This window comes from Vibrio sp. 10N (assembly GCF_036245475.1).
Taxonomy (GTDB): Bacteria; Pseudomonadota; Gammaproteobacteria; order Enterobacterales; family Vibrionaceae; genus Vibrio.
Map to the genome: position 1 here is coordinate 3,197,861 of NZ_BTPM01000001.1, position 18,079 is coordinate 3,215,939.

The 18,079-nt window shown below is 44.4% G+C and carries 18 protein-coding genes; 3 read left to right on the forward strand and 15 right to left on the reverse strand.

Annotated elements, in window-relative coordinates; all coding sequences use genetic code 11:
- Positions 1-28 precede the first annotated feature (28 nt).
- Positions 29-1,363, forward strand: coding sequence for an HslU--HslV peptidase ATPase subunit (gene hslU, locus AAA946_RS14855; protein WP_338165504.1), 1,335 nt, complete (start codon positions 29-31; stop codon positions 1,361-1,363).
- Positions 1,364-1,735: 372 nt separating this feature from the next.
- On the opposite strand, the gene AAA946_RS14860 is transcribed toward hslU, so the two are convergent.
- Positions 1,736-2,026 (reverse strand): GIY-YIG nuclease family protein, encoded by a 291-nt coding sequence (locus AAA946_RS14860; RefSeq protein WP_338165505.1) that lies wholly within the window; start codon positions 2,024-2,026, stop codon positions 1,736-1,738.
- Positions 2,027-2,222: 196 nt separating this feature from the next.
- Here AAA946_RS14860 and AAA946_RS14865 point away from each other — a divergent pair, with 196 nt between their 5' ends.
- Both AAA946_RS14865 and rraA read left to right on the forward strand, forming a co-directional pair.
- Positions 2,223-3,140, forward strand: a complete 918-nt coding sequence (locus AAA946_RS14865) for a 1,4-dihydroxy-2-naphthoate polyprenyltransferase (RefSeq protein WP_338165506.1) — start codon at positions 2,223-2,225, stop codon at positions 3,138-3,140.
- A 79-nt stretch (positions 3,141-3,219) separates the two neighbouring features.
- Entirely contained in the window at positions 3,220-3,738 is a 519-nt protein-coding gene (gene rraA / locus AAA946_RS14870) for a ribonuclease E activity regulator RraA (RefSeq protein ID WP_338165507.1), read from the forward strand.
- Between the two features lie 222 nt (positions 3,739-3,960).
- On the opposite strand, the gene AAA946_RS14875 is transcribed toward rraA, so the two are convergent.
- From AAA946_RS14875 to pseF, 14 genes are all read right to left on the reverse strand, one after another.
- Positions 3,961-5,127: a nucleotide sugar dehydrogenase gene (locus tag AAA946_RS14875; RefSeq protein ID WP_338165508.1), complete on the reverse strand. Its 1,167-nt coding sequence runs from the start codon at positions 5,125-5,127 to the stop codon at positions 3,961-3,963.
- Between the two features lie 11 nt (positions 5,128-5,138).
- Positions 5,139-7,052, reverse strand: a complete 1,914-nt coding sequence (locus AAA946_RS14880; protein ID WP_338165509.1) for a polysaccharide biosynthesis protein — start codon at positions 7,050-7,052, stop codon at positions 5,139-5,141.
- Between the two features lie 30 nt (positions 7,053-7,082).
- Entirely contained in the window at positions 7,083-7,637 is a 555-nt protein-coding gene (locus tag AAA946_RS14885) for a sugar transferase (protein WP_338165510.1), read from the reverse strand.
- Positions 7,634-8,542 carry an NAD-dependent epimerase/dehydratase family protein gene (locus tag AAA946_RS14890; protein ID WP_338165511.1) on the reverse strand — a complete coding sequence of 303 codons (909 nt, stop codon included), beginning with the start codon at positions 8,540-8,542 and terminating at the stop codon, positions 7,634-7,636. Before AAA946_RS14890 ends, AAA946_RS14885 begins: the two co-directional genes overlap by 4 nt.
- Positions 8,539-9,663, reverse strand: coding sequence for a glycosyltransferase family 4 protein (locus AAA946_RS14895; protein ID WP_338165512.1), 1,125 nt, complete (start codon positions 9,661-9,663; stop codon positions 8,539-8,541). The genes AAA946_RS14890 and AAA946_RS14895 overlap by 4 nt, the downstream gene beginning before the upstream one ends.
- Positions 9,664-9,675: 12 nt before the next feature.
- Entirely contained in the window at positions 9,676-10,590 is a 915-nt protein-coding gene (locus AAA946_RS14900; RefSeq protein WP_338165513.1) for a glycosyltransferase, read from the reverse strand.
- Between the two features lie 114 nt (positions 10,591-10,704).
- Positions 10,705-11,670: a polysialyltransferase family glycosyltransferase gene (locus AAA946_RS14905; protein WP_338165514.1), complete on the reverse strand. Its 966-nt coding sequence runs from the start codon at positions 11,668-11,670 to the stop codon at positions 10,705-10,707.
- Positions 11,671-11,812: 142 nt separating this feature from the next.
- A complete protein-coding gene (locus tag AAA946_RS14910; RefSeq protein WP_338165515.1) occupies positions 11,813-13,039 on the reverse strand; it encodes an oligosaccharide flippase family protein in 1,227 nt (408 codons plus the stop codon).
- Positions 13,040-13,251: 212 nt separating this feature from the next.
- Positions 13,252-13,923 (reverse strand): PIG-L deacetylase family protein, encoded by a 672-nt coding sequence (locus tag AAA946_RS14915; RefSeq protein WP_338165516.1) that lies wholly within the window; start codon positions 13,921-13,923, stop codon positions 13,252-13,254.
- The gene (pseI, locus tag AAA946_RS14920) at positions 13,913-14,968 is read right to left on the reverse strand and encodes a pseudaminic acid synthase (protein ID WP_338165517.1); all 1,056 of its coding nucleotides are present in this window, start codon (positions 14,966-14,968) and stop codon (positions 13,913-13,915) included. The genes AAA946_RS14915 and pseI overlap by 11 nt, the downstream gene beginning before the upstream one ends.
- A gap of 1 nt (position 14,969) precedes the next feature.
- Positions 14,970-15,665 carry a hypothetical protein gene (locus AAA946_RS14925; RefSeq protein WP_338165518.1) on the reverse strand — a complete coding sequence of 232 codons (696 nt, stop codon included), beginning with the start codon at positions 15,663-15,665 and terminating at the stop codon, positions 14,970-14,972.
- A complete protein-coding gene (locus AAA946_RS14930; RefSeq protein ID WP_338165519.1) occupies positions 15,652-16,305 on the reverse strand; it encodes a formyltransferase family protein in 654 nt (217 codons plus the stop codon). Before AAA946_RS14930 ends, AAA946_RS14925 begins: the two co-directional genes overlap by 14 nt.
- Entirely contained in the window at positions 16,302-17,390 is a 1,089-nt protein-coding gene (pseG, locus tag AAA946_RS14935) for a UDP-2,4-diacetamido-2,4,6-trideoxy-beta-L-altropyranose hydrolase (RefSeq protein ID WP_338165520.1), read from the reverse strand. Before pseG ends, AAA946_RS14930 begins: the two co-directional genes overlap by 4 nt.
- Complete coding sequence (gene pseF / locus AAA946_RS14940; protein ID WP_338165521.1) at positions 17,387-18,079, reverse strand: pseudaminic acid cytidylyltransferase; 693 nt, start codon at positions 18,077-18,079, stop codon at positions 17,387-17,389. Before pseF ends, pseG begins: the two co-directional genes overlap by 4 nt.

Here is an 18,079-nt window from a genome sequence, read left to right on the forward strand (position 1 = left end):
GTGTCTGATTTTTTGTAAGGAATTGATTATGTCTGAGATGACTCCTCGCGAGATTGTTCATGAGTTAAACCGCCACATCATTGGCCAAGACAAAGCAAAACGCTCTGTCGCTATCGCGCTGCGTAACCGCTGGCGTCGAATGCAGCTTGAAGAAAGCCTGCGCGTTGAAGTATCACCAAAAAACATCCTGATGATTGGTCCAACGGGTGTTGGTAAAACCGAAATCGCTCGTCGCCTAGCCAAGCTTGCCAATGCGCCGTTTATCAAGGTTGAAGCGACGAAATTCACCGAAGTGGGCTATGTCGGTAAGGAAGTGGAAACTATCATCCGCGATCTGACCGATGTTGCTATCAAGATGACCCACCAGCAAGAAATGGAAAAAGTAAAATTCCGCGCCGAAGAGCAAGCGGAAGAGCGCATTCTTGATGCCCTACTTCCTCCAGCTCGCGACGCTTGGGGTCAGAATGAGCAGCAAGATGACTCATCGTCTAACACCCGCCAAATCTTCCGTAAAAAGCTACGCGAAGGTAAGCTCGATGACAAAGAGATCGACATCGAAACCGCAGCGCCGCAAATGGGTGTAGAAATCATGGCACCTCCTGGCATGGAAGAGATGACCAACCAGCTGCAAAGCATGTTCCAAAACCTGGGCGGTGACACCAAGAAAAAGCGCAAACTGAAAATCAAAGATGCCTTTAAAGCATTGACTGAAGAAGAAGCGGCCAAACTGGTTAACCAAGAAGAGCTAAAAGAGCAAGCGATCTACAACGTTGAGAACAACGGCATCGTATTTATCGATGAGATCGACAAAATCTGTAAGCGTGGTGAAGCATCAGGCCCTGACGTATCGCGTGAAGGTGTGCAACGCGACTTGCTGCCGCTGATTGAAGGCAGCACCGTTTCAACCAAACACGGCATGGTGAAAACAGACCATATCTTGTTTATTACTTCTGGTGCGTTCCAAGTGGCTAAGCCATCGGATCTTATTCCAGAGCTACAAGGCCGCCTACCAATTCGTGTTGAGCTAGAAGCACTGAGCAGCGATGACTTCAAACGTATCCTCACTGAGCCTAAAGCATCCCTGACAGAGCAATACATTGCGCTGATGAAGACCGAAGAGGTTGATGTGGAGTTCACTACCGATGGTATCCAACAAATCGCGGATGCTGCGTGGACGGTCAACGAAACGACTGAGAACATCGGTGCACGTCGCCTTCACACCGTAATGGAGCGTCTAATGGACGAGATTTCATTTGAAGCGACCGACAAACCTGGTTCTAAGCTGGTGATTGACTCTGGCTATGTGAAATCGAAATTAGGTGAGTTTGTTGAAGATGAGGACTTGAGTCGCTTTATTCTTTAATTAAATACTGACCCGATCTAAAACGGCGCTCCACTTGAGCGCCGTTCGAATTTAAACTTAGACAATTGATTCATCTCTCCACGCTTACCGTCATCTCCCAACTCCCGTCATCTCCCAACTCCCGTCATCTCCCAACTCCCGTCATCTCCTTGAAAAAGGAGATCTCACTCCGCGCATACCAAACCCCAAAGTGAACACCCAGAGTCACCACACTCACTCCAGCACACGTTACTTACAAGTTTCAGTATGCTTGGTCACTCGCTTTGGAAGATCTTCACTTTCGTGAAGATGACATAGCTTTTTAGTGATGAAGTTCTTTAAGAATAAAAATCTCTGATAACAATATTCTCGATTGAAAGTCGACAATAGCAATCACCACAAATCTGTAGTCAGGTCTCGCCAGTAAGGGTTATGACTTGTTACTAACTCATTTTTCCAGGCACGATTCCAATGCTTCAGCTGTTTTTCACGCGCTATTGCTTCTTCCATACAATCAAACAGCTCGTAATGCACCAACTGACTAACATTGTATTTCTTTACAAATCCACCCGTCACACCGTGCCTATGCTTCCACATACGCTGTTGTAGGTTTGACGTGACTCCTATGTAGATAACGCCTCGTCCCTTTGATGTCGTAATATACACGCATGGCTGCTTTGTCATATCTAGTCCCTTTTTATTCTTTGATAGGATTCAAATGGACTCATGCTATACGTTTGCCGCCAGTAGATTTTCAGCGCACTTCACACATCCCTCAATATCATACTAATCCCATACTAAAACCATATTTAGTGTGCGTGTTTAGCCACTTCCCATTTTGCCGTATACTTACTTCAAACAGTTAATTCGTAGCGTAATAATGACTTCTTCTTTTCGTATTTGGCTCGATGCCGCAAGACCCAAAACACTGCCGCTGGCGCTGGTTTCTATCATCACCGGCAGTGCCCTAGCGTTTTCCAAAGGCGAGATGTCATGGAGTGTGGCGCTGCTCGCGCTGCTGACAGCAACTTTGCTGCAAATCCTATCCAACCTCGCCAATGACTACGGTGATGCCGTAAAAGGCACCGACAATGAGCACAGACTCGGGCCAATGCGCGCGATTCAATCTGGAGAGGTATCACAGCAAGGGATGAAAAAAGCCATCATCCTGAATGTGGTTCTGACCATCGCATCCGGACTATTTTTGGTGCTGCATTCGCTCGAATCGCTGCAAAACATCCTCGCTTTTATTGGCCTTGGCATACTTGCCATCGCTGCGGCTATCGCCTACACCGTTGGCAACAAACCTTATGGCTATGTCGGGCTTGGTGATATTTCAGTGTTCATCTTCTTTGGTTTGCTTGGTGTGTCAGGCACTTATTTCCTTCATACCGGCCACTTAGACACACTGCTGTTTTTACCTGCCATTGGCTGTGGATTACTTGCCGTCGCAGTCCTTAACGTCAATAACATGCGCGATATCGAAAACGACAGCGCTTGCGGAAAACGTACCGTGGCCGTTCGCCTTGGTGAGCGCAAAGCCAAGCTGTATCACTTCGCCTTACTTGCTGTCGCGGTGAGTGCGTTTGCGATATACCTGTCACTGCAGCAGTCACCGCTTTGGATAAGTCTGCCTTTTGTACTGAGCTTGGTAGCTGTCATCAAACACGGTACTGCGGTATGGCAGACCACACAGCCAGCACAGATCGCCCCAATGATGCCTATTGTGGTTAAGTGCTCATTAGTCACCAACATCTTGTTTTCTGGTGTGGTTATAGCTCAAACTCTGATCACTTAATTGAGCCTTGTCATTGCATTGACCTATTCAACCGATATACTCGATTTATCCCTTTTGAAAACTGCATAGAAGAGCCGCCATGGAATACAGTACTTCAGCCCTATGTGATATCTACCTAGATCAAGTAGATGTTGTCGAGCCAATGTTTAGCAATTTTGGCGGCAGAGCCTCATTTGCAGGTCAAGTGACTTCCGTAAAATGCTTTGAAGATAACGGTGTGATACGCGATATTTTAGAGCAAGACGGCGTGGGTCGCGTTCTGCTGATTGATGGCGGTGGTTCACTACGAAAAGCCCTTATTGATGCGGAAATCGCTCAATTGGCCGAGGACAACGAGTGGGAAGGCATTATTGTCTACGGCTGCATTCGAGAAGTCGACGAGCTTGAAGACATGAATTTAGGCATTCAAGCGCTGGCCTCAATTCCCGTGGGCGCCGCTATTTCAGATGTGGGTGAAGTGGATGTGCCAGTGAACTTTGGTGGCGTGACCTTTTTGCCAGAAGACTACGTGTATGCCGACAACACTGGCATCATCTTGTCACAAGAGCCACTTGATGTGAGCTTTGATGAAGAAGAAGCGGAAGACACCGAAGAGTGATAGTTAAAAACATCACTAAAGCCCCCTCCTAAAACGACCATTATCCCCTTGAGTTTACCGTCATCCCCTTGAAAAAGGGGATCTTTCCCAGCGAGTGATTCGAACAATTTAAGTACAATACTCGCGGATGGAGATCCTCACTTTCGTGAGGATGACGTATTTATTTTGAGGCTGGCTGCAATAAAGTTTAAATTCTAATCATTAAAAAGTGATGTACTTCGATTAGTCGTTGCCAAACAAATCGCGAGTGTAAACCTTGTCCGCGACATCTTCTAACTCAGGCAACATGCGGTTAGAGATAATCAAGTTAGCTTCTTGTTTAAAGGCATCTACATCTTGAATCACACGCGAATGGAAGAAGTGTTCTTCTTTGAGTACTGGTTCGTACACAATGACTTCAATGCCTTTCGCTTTCAAACGCTTCATAATGCCCTGAATGCTCGATGCACGGAAGTTATCCGAGCCCGACTTCATGATCAAACGATACACACCGACAACCTTCGGGTTACGTTTCATAATCGACTCGGCAATAAAGTCCTTACGAGTGCGGTTTGCATCCACGATGGCACCGATGATATTGTTCGGCACTTCTTGATAGTTCGCCAAAAGCTGCTTAGTGTCTTTTGGTAGGCAGTAACCGCCATAACCAAAAGATGGGTTGCAGTAGTGGCCTCCAATACGTGGGTCTAGTGCTACGCCTTCAATAATTTGGCGCGTATCTAGCCCATGAGCTTCCGCATACGAATCAAGCTCGTTAAAATACGCCACTCGCATCGCTAGATAGGTATTGGAGAACAGCTTCACCGCTTCCGCTTCAGTCGAGTCGGTATACAGTACATCGATATTTTCTTTCTGTGCGCCCTCTACCAACAAATCACCAAACACCTTGGCACGCTCACTGCGCTCACCAATAATGATGCGAGACGGGTTGAGGTTGTCGTATAAAGCACTACCTTCACGTAAAAACTCAGGAGAGAAGAACACATTGTCAGTGCCTAGCTCTTCACGAACGCGAACCGTGTAGCCTACTGGAATAGTGGATTTGATGACGATCACCGCATCTGGATTCACCGCGAGCACATCTTTAATGACCGCTTCAACAGAGCCCGTATTAAAGTAGTTGGTCTGCGGGTCATAATCGGTCGGCGTTGCCACAATCACATAGTCAGCACCGCGATACGCTAACTCTTTGTCCAGCGTAGCAGTGAAGTTAAGATCGTCACGCTTTAGAAACGCTTCAATTTCGCTATCAACAATCGGCGATTGCCCATTGCATAGCATCTCGACTTTTTCTGCATTAATATCAACCGCCACTACCTCATGATTCTGAGCCAGCAACATCGCATTCGATAGGCCTACATAGCCCGTTCCAGCAACTGCAATTTTCATAGTTCTGTCTTTTAATTTGTTTGTGATTTGTTGACGTTAGATTGAGCCCAAACTAAGTCACCAATGCCATCAGTCGGCACAAAACCCGTTGGTGCTTGTAACATGAGCTGTCGCAACGCTTGTTGATCATAATCTTGTGCCGCTTGCTGCAAATCGTCAAGTAACTGATTGTATTCGACTTGCTCCATTGACACTTCTTGCGCTGTCATGATGCGGTCGTGAGAGGTTTTAGAGACGCTATCGCCAATAAGCAACTCTTCAAACAGCTTCTCACCTGGCCTTAGGCCTGTATACAGGATTTCGATATCGCCATCTGGATTACGACTATCTTTGACCTCTAAGCCCGATAGATGGATTAGGTTTTTAGCAAGTTCCGCGATTCTCACTGGCTCACCCATATCCAACACAAACACGTCACCACCTTTACCCATGGCACCAGCTTGAATAACTAGTTGTGCCGCTTCAGGAATAGTCATGAAGTAACGAATAATATCTTTGTGCGTAACTGTAACCGGACCACCTTTGGCAATTTGAGCTTTGAATAATGGGATCACTGAGCCAGAAGAGCCAAGCACATTGCCAAACCGAACCATAGAAAACAGGGTGTTGTGTTGCGTTTTATAACCTTTAGCCAACGCCTGAAGACCTAACTCAGCCAAGCGTTTGGTGGTACCCATCACGTTTGTAGGACGCACCGCTTTGTCCGTTGAGATGAGCACAAAGGACGAGACATTCGCCTCAATTGCGGCACAGGCTGCTCGGTAGGTACCAAGCACATTATTCTGAACGCCTTCAGCCACATTAAACTCAACCATGGGAACATGTTTGTATGCAGCGGCATGATAAACCGTATTGACCTGATATGCCTTCATCGTTTGCACCAAACGCTGCTGGTCCTGCACATTTCCAATAATCGGCACTAAATTCAGCGTTGGTGCCAACTGGCGTAGCTCTCGGTCTATTTGATACAGAGAATACTCAGAGACCTCAAACAATATCAATACCGTCGGTTGGTGTTTAACAATCTGACGACATAGCTCAGATCCAATCGAGCCACCAGCTCCTGTCACCATAACGATCTTGTTCTTAATGTTCTTTTCCAATAACGCTTGATTTGGCGCGACCTGTTCACGACCAAGCAGGTCCTCAATCGCTACCTCTTTAAGCTGATCTATCTGCAGATCACCACTAACGATGTCACTCAAATTGGGGATCGTCATGACCTCAACGGGGTATTCGGAGAGAGCTTCAATTACAGATTTACGCTCACTGCGCGTTGCCGACGGCATGGCAAGCAGTACCTTTTCCACCTTATGCTTATCAATCAGTCGAGGTAGGTACTTACGGCGAAAAGTCGTCACACCTTGTATCGTGGTTTTATGCATCTTGCGATCATCATCGATAAACGCAACAACACGATACTCATCGCTTTGGGATACCACGTTATATAACTGGCGACCGGCCTTGCCTGCTCCATAAATCAGCACAGGAATGCGCCCTGTCACCAACAAGTCAGACACCAAAAAACGGACCAGCAATCGCGCGCCACCGCACATAGAAACTAAAAATGTAGCGTAAATAACAGGTACTGAACGAGGTAGGAAAATTTGGAAGTAGTAAGAAAACAGGATAATAGATAACCCTGACAAGACAGCACCGAATGCGACCGTCACGACAACCTGTAAACTTAAATAGCGCAGCACTGCCCGATATAGGCCAGTGTTGACAAAAGCGACCAAAGTAACCAGTGTTACAGACGCCAACACATACCAATACACAGGGTCTACCCAGTACTCCGCAATGGACCCCATGCGCGAATAGAATGCGGCCCAGAATGCAACAAAGATAAAAATAATATCAACAACGACACTAACCAATCTTTTAGCTGGTCTTGGCATTGTCCAAATAGGATTCAAAGAGAGCACAAACTAACCCCTAGAGAGAATAATTAAATCTTAAGATTTAGAAACTCGGTCACCCGAGCCCTTACCCGTGGCCGTAGCAATAATGTATTCAAAATACTTTCGGACGGTAAGAGCATCGAGCATTTGTCGATCAGTCTTTGCTAATAGCTCGGGAGTGGACATGTCGATATTGTTGATTTGCGCTAGGCCTGTGACGCCAGGTAAGACATCATATATACCCAAACGCCCTCTCACTTCCATGAGTTCTGTTTGGTTAAACAAGTTTGGTCTTGGTCCGACTAAACTCATTTCTCCTTTAACGACATTAATCAGCTGCGGCAACTCATCCAATTTGGTCTTTCTAAGAAATGCCCCAAGTTTAGTAATTGAACTGCGACTCGCTAGATGGCTTGCGACCGACGCAGTATCCACCGACATAGTACGAAACTTAATGAGTTTGAAGGGTTTCTTATGTCGTCCAACACGCTCCTGAACGAAAATAGGAGAACCTGTATCAAACAGACCTATGATGGTCACAATCAAAAGCACTGGCCACAGTATTGCCAAACCAACAAAAGCGATAAAGAAGTCTAAAAGTCGAATCATTGTTTGTTCTCTTTGAGGTTGGCCATGCTCTCTTCCATAGAGAGAGGAGCGCGCCAACCAAGTTTTGATGTTAGGGCTGAGGCATCCACCTCTAGGTCGCCAAAAAGCTGCTCGATCATCGCTGATTTGCCTATCAATTTTCCTAGCAGTCGAAATAGCGTGACAGGTATTGGCAATTGGAACACTTTCTTGTTTAAACCATTAGCGATAGCATCAGTGAATTGACGTGTTGTTACCGTTTCGTTCTCAGCCGCAATGAATACTTGATTAGCGGCTTTTGGGTGAGTCGCGCAGCAGAAGAGTAAATCCGAGAGATTTTGAACGGATATAAAATCTCGTCGATTACTCGCACAACCAAAGGGCAGAACGGGTAGTTTTGCCACCAGTGATGAAAGCAACCCAAAATTTCCCTGCGCGCCCAAACCGTAAACAAGTGTTGGCCGAACAATAACAACTTCTAGGCCAGTTTCCTTTGATATATCCATTAGAGCTTTTTCCGCTTCATACTTCGAACGAGCGTAATCACTTTGTGGATCGCATTTCGAATCAGCACTCAAAGCTTCACCATGGGTAGAAGTACCATTAACTCCAATTGAGCTGACAAAAACAAAGCGCTTAACCTGAGCCGCGGCTGCATCACGTGCTAACTTGATAGTAGCGTCTCGATTTACCGCAAAAAAGTCAGCCGCATTTTTCGCTTTATTGTGAGCGACCCCCGCAAGGTGAATAATTGCATTGCAACCATCCAGATGTTGCGACCAGTCTACATCAACGCAAAGATCTGCGACAATACACTCTTCTGAACTTTTTAGTGGGGTACGTACCACACAAAGATAGTCAGCTTTTTGTTGAGCAAGGAGCTCTCGACCAATGAAGCCTGTTGCTCCGGTAAGTAAAATCTTCACTTTCTAGCCTTTTGATACAACTCAAACGTCTTTGCCAGCATAATGTCTAGAGTAAAGTGCCTTCGATATAACGACAGCCCACGCTCACCATGCACTCTGACTAATTCTGGATGCTCGATATAATGCTCAAACACTTCAGTCAAACGTTCCACTCTTCCTTCTCGAGGAATAAGATACCCCGATTGACCATCATCAATAAGCTCATTGACTCCGCCTACATCACTTGCAATCACCGCAACCCCTGTAGACATAGCCTCAAGAATTGTTAAAGGTAAACCTTCCCAATCCGAGATCAACAAAAAGCCGTCACTTTGCGCAAGAACATTCCTCACCTCATCGGGTTCCAAGTAACCATGAAAATCAACCCTGTCTTCAACACCCAATGACGTTGCCAATTCTCGACATGAATCCAAACTAGGCCCATCACCTACAAAGCTAACACGCAGTTTCGACGAGCGGCACAAAGCGAGTGCTTGTATTACCGTTTTTTGACTTTTCGGAGTATCAAAACGAGCCACCATAGTAAACCTAAGTTCACCGGCCTTACCCGAAGCTTCAAAGCAACGCCTCATACCTGAAGGGGCAACACCGTTTTGTATGGCGAACATTTTATCCATGTTCGCAAAATGGTACCTTTCAGCTTGCTCTCTATCTTGTTTAGAAACAGTAATCACGTAAGTCGGTAGCCATGACATGAACCACTCTATCGACAAATAAACCGCACGACGAAGCACCGGTATACCATCGGTAAATGGCCAACCATGCACGGTGAAAATTCGTGGAACGCTCAAGCCTATAGTGGCTAGACGCCCCACTAATCCAGCTTTGGCCGAGTGCAAATGGACAATATCTGGCGAGAGACTTTTAATAAGGGTTCGTATTTCACGAATCGCTCGAGCGTCAGAGCTCAAGTGAAGTTCACGCTTTAAGTGAGTAAGGCAATAGACTTGGCAGTCCTCATTGTCCCTGAGATATCGACTAAACTCCCCCTCGCCACCAACAGCAACGTTTACCTGGTAACCCTCTTGATTAGCGTGACGAATAAGGTCAACGAGATGAATACTGGCACCACCGACGACGTCAGAACGAGTAATGATATAGAGAATAGATTTTTGTGTCATTGGATTACAGCATCAAGAATTTATACAGGAAAGGATTAGTCTATCGAAATGAATACGCTCAAGAATGTTATCCCAAGTGAATTTTTTCACCTCATCGACAGGTAATATTGTTCGCTCGTCACTTAGCAGCGCTTGAAAGTTTTCTTTTGTTAAACCATCAATATTTGCAAATTTATAACCATGAAGTTCGCTATGTTCAATGATCCAAGAGTAATCATTCGAGATGACCGGCACACCAGCGACTAAGTACTCGATGACCTTAGTCGACGTCTGAGAGGTCAGTGGATATTCATCTGGCATGAAGTTAAGACCAGCCTTAGAGCAAGACAGGTAACTATCCACTTCCTCGCGCTGAACAGTTCCTAAAAACTTCACACCCTCCGTCTTCTCGAGAATGGCGGCGTCTACCTCATCCGCTTTCCCTGCAACGACAATAGAAAGACCCAAGCTTGCCAGCTTTACGATAGACTCCCTCACCCCTTTTCTTTGACTTATTGAACCAAAGTAGCAAATGTCGTAGACAGCGGCTTCCTTTGAGTTCCTAATCGCTAACAACTCCGATGGCGCTCCCATATCACGATAGAAACGAGGAATTTTGGCGTTAAACCAATACTGATTTTCAACGAATGGACTGAGAAATGAATAGTAACAAGGGGTAGAACCTAACGCAGACTTCACTAAGTTTTTCAGTCGAGGAAATTGACCGGTACTAGCAGTATGATATTCATGAATCTCAGGCACACCAGATCTAATATTACCTTTCAAAACCCCGCCAAATCGGTAATATAATTTTGCGTCTACCAAGCGAGCATTATCATTACCTTCCACTACAACGGTATCAAAACCCTTACTCTTGAGGTATTGACTATAGGCAGATGCCTCCGGAATGTATGCTTTTCCGGTTTTAACAAAACATACGTCTAACACTACTTCTCTTCACCCTTAAATACCGCCAACACAAGCAACCTATTCACAAAGCCCTAAAAAACCCCGAGCCCTACCAGTTTATTCCTCGTTTATTTAACAGCCCTATAAAAACCATTAAAGCGAGCTAAACTCAAGCCTATCAATCATATTTAATAGCTTATTTTGCTTACTACTGAGAGAAGCATCGAGCAAGTCTAAACGCCAAACTTCAACATCGTAGAGTAATTTAATATTTATCAAAGAAGTCGAAGAAAAACCCACCACACACTTAATATTAGACTCATAATACATCGCATGCTCAATAATTGCTGGTGAATTGAAAATATTATACTTTCTCAAATCATCAATCTCAGATGGATGTGGCTTGATGAAGAAATCCAAGCCTTTATTATCAGCAAAACGCTGTAAAAAGTCCAAATGGTCGTCATAAGCTTGCTGTGACATCAGACCTAACTTAACTAATGGCTGAGATACAAAAATCAGCGCAGGCCTCTTCAACTGAGGCTCCAAAATCACTTTATCAAAAACAGACTTAAGCGAATAAGTATAATCATTATTTATAACTATATTTTGTTTAACTTCAGCGATAGTAAAGCGCTTTGGATTACGGAGCGAGTCATATACTTTTTTTATATAGTAGTTAAGAGCAGTTTTAAACAAGGCCAACTTGCTAAAATCCGATTCCCTTTGAGTGGCTAAGAATCGTGATCTAGCATCACCATAGTAACCAAGTCCATCCGCAATGATAACAAGCTCAACTGACAAACCACTATAATGGTAATATTGGGGATTGACGTCATTAATTATAACTAAAGTAACGACTGATATACCTTCATCTTTGAAATAGACACCTAAGGACTTAGGTGACATTTGCTGTTCAATAAGTTGAATATTTAACGTTGAAAGAAGGTCGAGGTAAGGTTGGTATATTTGATTATACCCCCACACATCACGCTTAAAGACTACTGCCCTCTCAAAATTGTTGGCATTAGCTTGAAAGTAGGAAACAAATGACATCAATTGATAAGGTGAGTTAATATTTACACCAACAAGAACTCGGCCACTTTCATTTAATAACATAATGCTTCAAACCTAAAATAAAACAGAAAACAGATAAAAGCTCATTAGCTACATCGCTAATGTAGCAAACTTTGAATGCAACACCCAACCTATTGGCAACTAAACTTCCCCCTAAGGCCACTAAAAGTGCCATGAGTTAACTTTACTCATTAAAACAAGAGGTTGATCTAAAGTAGTACTTCCGATAGGTCACAGCGTAAAGCGATAACACTAGAAATAAATTTGAGATTAGCAAAGAAAAAGGCAGCCACTCAAAACCTTGGGATGAAAACACAAAAAGGCAAAGAACATATAATAAAGCACTAGTGAAAGAGCACATAGATATGACTTTGTTTTCACCTTTATAAAACAGATAATTCGTTAACATCAAATACATCGGAAAAAGCGACATCCCCGATAAAAACACCACTACATTCTGCTTAACCCCTTTAAAATCACTTCCTAAAAAGTAAAGATACACTTGTTCAGGAATAAGGTAAACCAAAGCAATAATAAACGGAACTAACAAGATATACATTCTACACCAAGTTAAGACGCGCTTAGCATTAATCTTATTATTTTTTACATTCTCATAAAAGTAAGGAACAATGCCTTTATTGATTGACTGAGCTAGTATCAAGAAAATAGATGCCAACTGAAAAGCCGCCGAGTAAATACCCAACAGGTGAGAATCATATAAGGAGTTAATAAAAAACCTATCAGCCTGACCTTTAAAAAAGAAGTTAAGCTGATGCAATATCAAGGGAATGCCGAAGCTAAATAGGTATAAGAGCAACTTTTTGCAATCTCTCAAAAGCGCGTTATAGTTTACTTTATGAACCTTTAAGAAGCTTCTTACAGAAAGCAGGGAGAATAATAAATACCCAGCCCCAAGAGAAACAAACCTAAGCTCCGCTGAAGGTGCTAGTAACTCAAAGAACATTACTGTAAAAATGACAGATACGATTGCCTGTCCTAACTGGATTTTCAGATAGCTAATGCTCTTTTTTTGACATTGCCTCACAGATAGCTGAACATTCAATATACTCTGAAGGGCACCAACAGTGGAAATTAATATCATATCATTTGACTTGATAACCAATGCAGCTATCAAGAAAATTAAAAACATAACCGTTACGTAAAGATAGGAAACGATCACCAAGTTGCCCATGGCGTGATGGCCATAACGGTAATAGTAGCGAGCAATAGCTCCTTCCATGCTAAGCCCCAGTAAAACATAAGCTAGAACTAACCAAGCATGGAACAATGAAAGCTCACCAAAGCCCTCTACCCCTAAACTACGTGTCAAATAAGGCAGTAGAATAAAAGGAAGAGCTCTAGAAAACATTTCACCCATTACATAAACAGTGCTATCTTTTATTAGGCTCATCTTACAATTTTCAGCGAAAAAACAATACAAGCTTTCATTTTTTAGGTGTACCTTTCACTTTTTCACAATAAAGCATACTGAAACTTTATTTCTATTGAATATCTCCTCTCACCTACCTTCATCGCGCACTTCAAGTGAAAACTTCCAAAAGCATAAGCTAATGACGAGAAACAATGTATAAATAAGCCTATGCTTTCAAATAAACAATTTAGTTACGAAATAATTCTCTCAACATAGAATGCCTCTGCCATGTAAAGGCCGTGGCATGAGCCCCTGAGGCACGCTAATGCGTTGACTGACTCTATGCTTCGGCTATGCGGAGCGCGTCTCATCTCTTCTTTATAACAAGCCAACGCTGCTACTTTACGATCCCACTGCTTCGTAACATCGACGATTTTTTGTGGCAGGAAAGGGGAAGCTGATTTTGAGTTCCACTCTGTTGCAGAGAGTACTTCAAAACAATAGATTTCTTTAACGCTACACCATGCTTGAGGGCGACAAGCAGTCATCACAGCTTTATGCGTGATCTGGTGATCAACATTTAGATCGCCAGCAAAATGAGTATAGAGAATATTCGGAGAGACTTCAGCGAGTACTGCTTCAACTTGTTTCGTCACAGATAATAGAGGAACGCTATCCATTTGGTTATCGGGAAAACTAAACCTGAATGCTTTTTGAACACCAAGCACTGACAATGCAGCCTCTGAGGCTTCATGGCGCTCATCACTGCCATCATCACTTCCTCTAGCAGCAACGCCATCTGTCATGAAAACAACGAATACGTCATCTCCGTTGTCAACGTGCTTAGCGATGGTGCCAGCACACCCCAACGCTTCATCGTCAGAGTGTGCTGCAACAACAAGAACCGTGTTTTTACTCACCACGTTCAATGTTCTCCCAAGAGGTCGCGTCACCAAAATTAACGTCAACTTTGACTGACTTTCCGATAAGCTCCTCAAAGTACTTCGGAGGTAACCCGTATCCAGGGCGTACTCTTCGGATATGCTCTCGCGTAATCTCTTCACCCGCTTTCAACGGTTTTACGAAGTAAATGGAACGTCGAAACTTCATACTTGCTTCTTCTACCGGCTTACGCTCATAGCCTGCTTGACCAATTGCTTTCCAAGCAGACTCGGTATCCAAGCACAAGGTTTTCAGTTCTTCAGGCTCAAGAGAGAACTCAGAATCAGGACCTTTATCTTCACGGCTAAGGGTGACATGCTTTTCAATTAGGCTTGCCCCCATCACAATCGATGCGACAGAAACGGCTGTACCTAAGGTGTGGTCTGATAGTCCAACAACACAGTCAAACTCTTTAGCAATATCAGGAATGGTAGCGAGATTCGCTTGATCCACTGGCGATGGATACCCACTAATACAGTGCAAAACAACAAGTTCTTGACAACCATTATCGCGCGCCGTGCTCACTGCCTCCGAGATCTCCTCGTAGTTTGCCATTCCAGTAGACATAATCATTGGCTTGCCTGTTTGAGCAACACGCTTAATCAACGGTAAATCGGTGAGTTCAAATGATGCAATTTTATAAGCTGGCGCATCGAGCTCTTCCAGCAAATCCACAGCTGTTTCATCAAATGGGGTAGAGAAAACCGTGATTCCTACTTCTCTCGCTTTCTCAAACATCGCTTTATGCCACTCGAAAGGAGTATGTGCCCATTGATACAAATCGTAGAGTTTATATCCGTCCCAAAGACCACCTTCTACCTGAAAGTCTGGTTTATCACAGTCGATGGTCATCGTATCCGGGGTGTAAGTCTGGAGCTTAATAGCGTCTGCACCGGCACGTTTCGCCATCTCTATCGTTTCAAACGCTCGATCGATCGAACCGTTGTGGTTTGCAGATAACTCAGCAATGATGTAGGGCTTGCTGTTTGGGCCAATGGTGCGCCCTTCAATTTTAATTTCTTTCATATTACTTACTCAAATCACTCTTCACGATACTCACACGAGCGTGCAATTGACCGTGTTCATCTATCTCTGCTTGACTGAATTCTAAACGAAAATCACCATGCTCCAAAAACGCCATCGGATAGGTCTCGGCATCTAACATGCGAATATGGTCGTATACGTAGTCAATATCCCCTTCACTTGGCAGTGCACTCTGCTCCGGCGTCCGTCGTTTAAACAAGGTGACTTCACCTTCTTGCTCTTTCGGCTCTGGCTCATCAGTGGCAATCTCTCGGGCCAGTTCAAGCATCAATGGTGCCATTCGATGGAAAATATCTTGGGCCGTCCCCTCCAGCGAAAGCGGAAGTTTACGATAAACAGGACCAGCATCTAACTCACTTACCATTCTAAGTGCACTAAGCTTGGTTTCAGTGTGCCCTCTTACAATCAGGTTTTGTAAAGGACTGCCACCTCGCCCATAAGGAACATCGGCCATGTGGAAACAGACACATTCCCATCGTTCAAGTATCGCACTTGGTACAATCCAACTCCAATGAGGGAAGAAGATATAACGTGGGTTTAACTTCTCGAGTAGTTCTACTGTCAGCTCAGTATGATCGGTAACTAAATGCCAGTTACCAGGAAGTGTATCTTTCACTTTTTGGAACTGTTCGATGTTCCAAGGTTTTATGGTAGCGACAAGGTAATTATTCGACGTCATATTCTGAAATCTCGAGTTTGTATGTTTTCCCACGATGGTGAAAAAACGCAGGAAAATTATCATTATCAACTGTACGTAATAGGTCAAACTGTTGCTCTAGCGTTTTCTCAATCGACAACTCACTATCGCGAGGAGTACGTCGGGCGTAAAAAGATTCCACGCCATGCTGTTTGATAGGAGTAATGCTCTGAGAGTCATTTAGAAACTTAATGCACAGCGCTAATGTGGCTTGCCCTTGCTTAGCCCTCCACTCATGGTATAGCTCATTTCCAGAAAGTGAAAAACTGTCTTGAAGCCAAATATCCCCACTGTCTGCGGCTTCTGATGCTTCTATCAAACAAATTGGAATATCTTGTTTCCCCTCAAGGATCTGCCATGCCACCGGCGCAAAGCCTTTACCTTCAGGGAGGGCACTTTCATGCACGACGAGATTTAGCGCACTTTTTTTCAGATTTTCCGGACTCACCAATTGAGTACAACCAATAAAAAAGCTGACATCACTTTGAACCAACTCATGCTGATTGCGTGCAAAAGTTACGTCCAGTCCCATTTTTTTGCAAGCCGTCACCAACTGTTCTGCATACGGGAGTACCCACGAGTCATTATCAACCAATACATTGACTGTTTTTATGTTCTTCATTGCGTTAAAACTCCTACCACGCGTTGAGTACCAAGCCCATCACTCACTTTAAAACAGCTTGCGACCATTTTACTGTATGTGTTCGTATCAAAGGTCTTATATAACAGCTCTTTGATGGTGTCTGGTTGATCAATAAGTTCAAAAACAGAAACCGCACCAAATTGGTTGAGCATCGACAAGATAGTCTTTTGATTGCTCGCAAAAGCAACCAATATGCTTGGAAGACCCATTGCGCAACGCTCCCAAGAAGCCGTCCCCGCTGCGCCAAAGCACACGTCATGCTCTAGCATTAGCTCTGCAACGTTAGACACGCCAGAAAGGAGCTCTATGCGACTATCGGATCCAAATGCCAGCTCTATCGCCTCACGATGAGGTGCAGTAGGACCTAACACCACGGTGATTTTTGAAATTGAAGATTCCGGCTGTATGGCATTTAACACCGTCGCCGTCACATTAAGGTGATCAGTCCCCCCCATCATCACGAGAATACGCTTTGCGGTCTCATCAAAGCCCAAACGACGAACATCTCTAGCTTCAGAGCTTAATGAAGCAAACTCAGGCCTAAGCAAGGCAAATGGAGTACCTAGCATTAATTGACAATGCCTGGGTACACGCGAGGAATAATCCGAATCTAAGCGCATAAAAGTCTGATCTAAAAGATAGTCACACTCGTGGTCTCTATCTGCCAAGTCATCAATAACCAAAATCTTCGTTGTGTCAGAGTGTGCTTTAACTATCGAGTGCCACACTCTGTCGATACCGTAATGATCGACAATCACCAAATCAGGGGCTTTCTCGAAGTATTGCAGGCTCATTGCGATGGTTTGTCTTGCATCAGCTTGTTGAGAGCCACCTAACCATTTTGAGTGCTCGAGAGCGCCCTCTTCGTCTTTACTATCGACAGAGAGTAGCCGTGCCGTAAAATCTTCATTTTCTAGATGACGAACAATGTTTCCATTATGATCTTTGCAGACAAAAACAATCGTATGCCCTGCTGCTCTAAGCGCCTTAGCGAGCGTCAGACACCGCATTACGTGACCTGTACCGATTTCTATACCTGAATCAGCTCGAATGACAATATTCACTCAAATGCTCCCTGTGAGCGAAGCACATGGTACATAGCCTCCGCTCTAACCCAATCTTCTGGCGTATCTATATCTTGCACAAAGTGTCTCGGTAGCACTATCGGAGAAGTGGTGCCCGAAAAAAGGGGAACATCCTGAAGAAATGCTTGTGCCGTACCCCAATACACTTGACCAGCATCATGAAACATCTCTGGTAAATCTTGAGAACGTGTCATTCGATGTTCGGGCTCATTCAGCTCCAACATCTCTTCGTCGTTTACCCTGGCAGCTCGCTGAATAGGGAAAGGAAAGGACGTCACTGTCACTGCATAATCGCCGCCGCTTGCTTTCAAGGTGCTCAGTCCACAATTTAGCGTTTTTGTAGTCACAAACGGCGCGGTTGCATAGATACAACAAGCCTCACCATCAGAGATATTGAGCCTTCGCAACGCATCTGCAACCACCGCATTAGTCCCCGTGAAATCATCGGCTAGCTCCGGAGTGCGAATAAAAGGAACTTCAGCGCCGTACTCTCGGGCAACGTCAGCAATCTCCTGGTCATCAGTAGACACAATCACCCTATCAAAACAACCTGCGCCGAGCGCAGCTTCAAGCGAATAGGCGATAATAGGTTTGCCATGAAACAGTTTGATGTTCTTTCGAGGGATCCTTTTACTTCCCCCTCGGGCTGGAATAACGGCTACTCTCAT

Bases quoted from the DNA above. Each gene is read 5' to 3' on its own strand.
- AAA946_RS14925 (WP_338165518.1), bottom strand. From the start codon at position 15,665: ATGACGTCGAATAATTACCTTGTCGCTACCATAAAACCTTGGAACATC.
- AAA946_RS14860 (WP_338165505.1), bottom strand. From the start codon at position 2,026: ATGACAAAGCAGCCATGCGTGTATATTACGACATCAAAGGGACGAGGC.
- rraA (WP_338165507.1), top strand. From the start codon at position 3,220: ATGGAATACAGTACTTCAGCCCTATGTGATATCTACCTAGATCAAGTA.
- AAA946_RS14875 (WP_338165508.1), bottom strand. From the start codon at position 5,127: ATGAAAATTGCAGTTGCTGGAACGGGCTATGTAGGCCTATCGAATGCG.
- pseI (WP_338165517.1), bottom strand. From the start codon at position 14,968: ATGAAAGAAATTAAAATTGAAGGGCGCACCATTGGCCCAAACAGCAAG.
- hslU (WP_338165504.1), top strand. From the start codon at position 29: ATGTCTGAGATGACTCCTCGCGAGATTGTTCATGAGTTAAACCGCCAC.
- AAA946_RS14910 (WP_338165515.1), bottom strand. From the start codon at position 13,039: ATGAGCCTAATAAAAGATAGCACTGTTTATGTAATGGGTGAAATGTTT.
- AAA946_RS14905 (WP_338165514.1), bottom strand. From the start codon at position 11,670: ATGTTATTAAATGAAAGTGGCCGAGTTCTTGTTGGTGTAAATATTAAC.
- pseF (WP_338165521.1), bottom strand. From the start codon at position 18,079: ATGAGAGTAGCCGTTATTCCAGCCCGAGGGGGAAGTAAAAGGATCCCT.
- AAA946_RS14865 (WP_338165506.1), top strand. From the start codon at position 2,223: ATGACTTCTTCTTTTCGTATTTGGCTCGATGCCGCAAGACCCAAAACA.
- AAA946_RS14930 (WP_338165519.1), bottom strand. From the start codon at position 16,305: ATGAAGAACATAAAAACAGTCAATGTATTGGTTGATAATGACTCGTGG.
- AAA946_RS14885 (WP_338165510.1), bottom strand. From the start codon at position 7,637: ATGATTCGACTTTTAGACTTCTTTATCGCTTTTGTTGGTTTGGCAATA.
- AAA946_RS14895 (WP_338165512.1), bottom strand. From the start codon at position 9,663: ATGACACAAAAATCTATTCTCTATATCATTACTCGTTCTGACGTCGTC.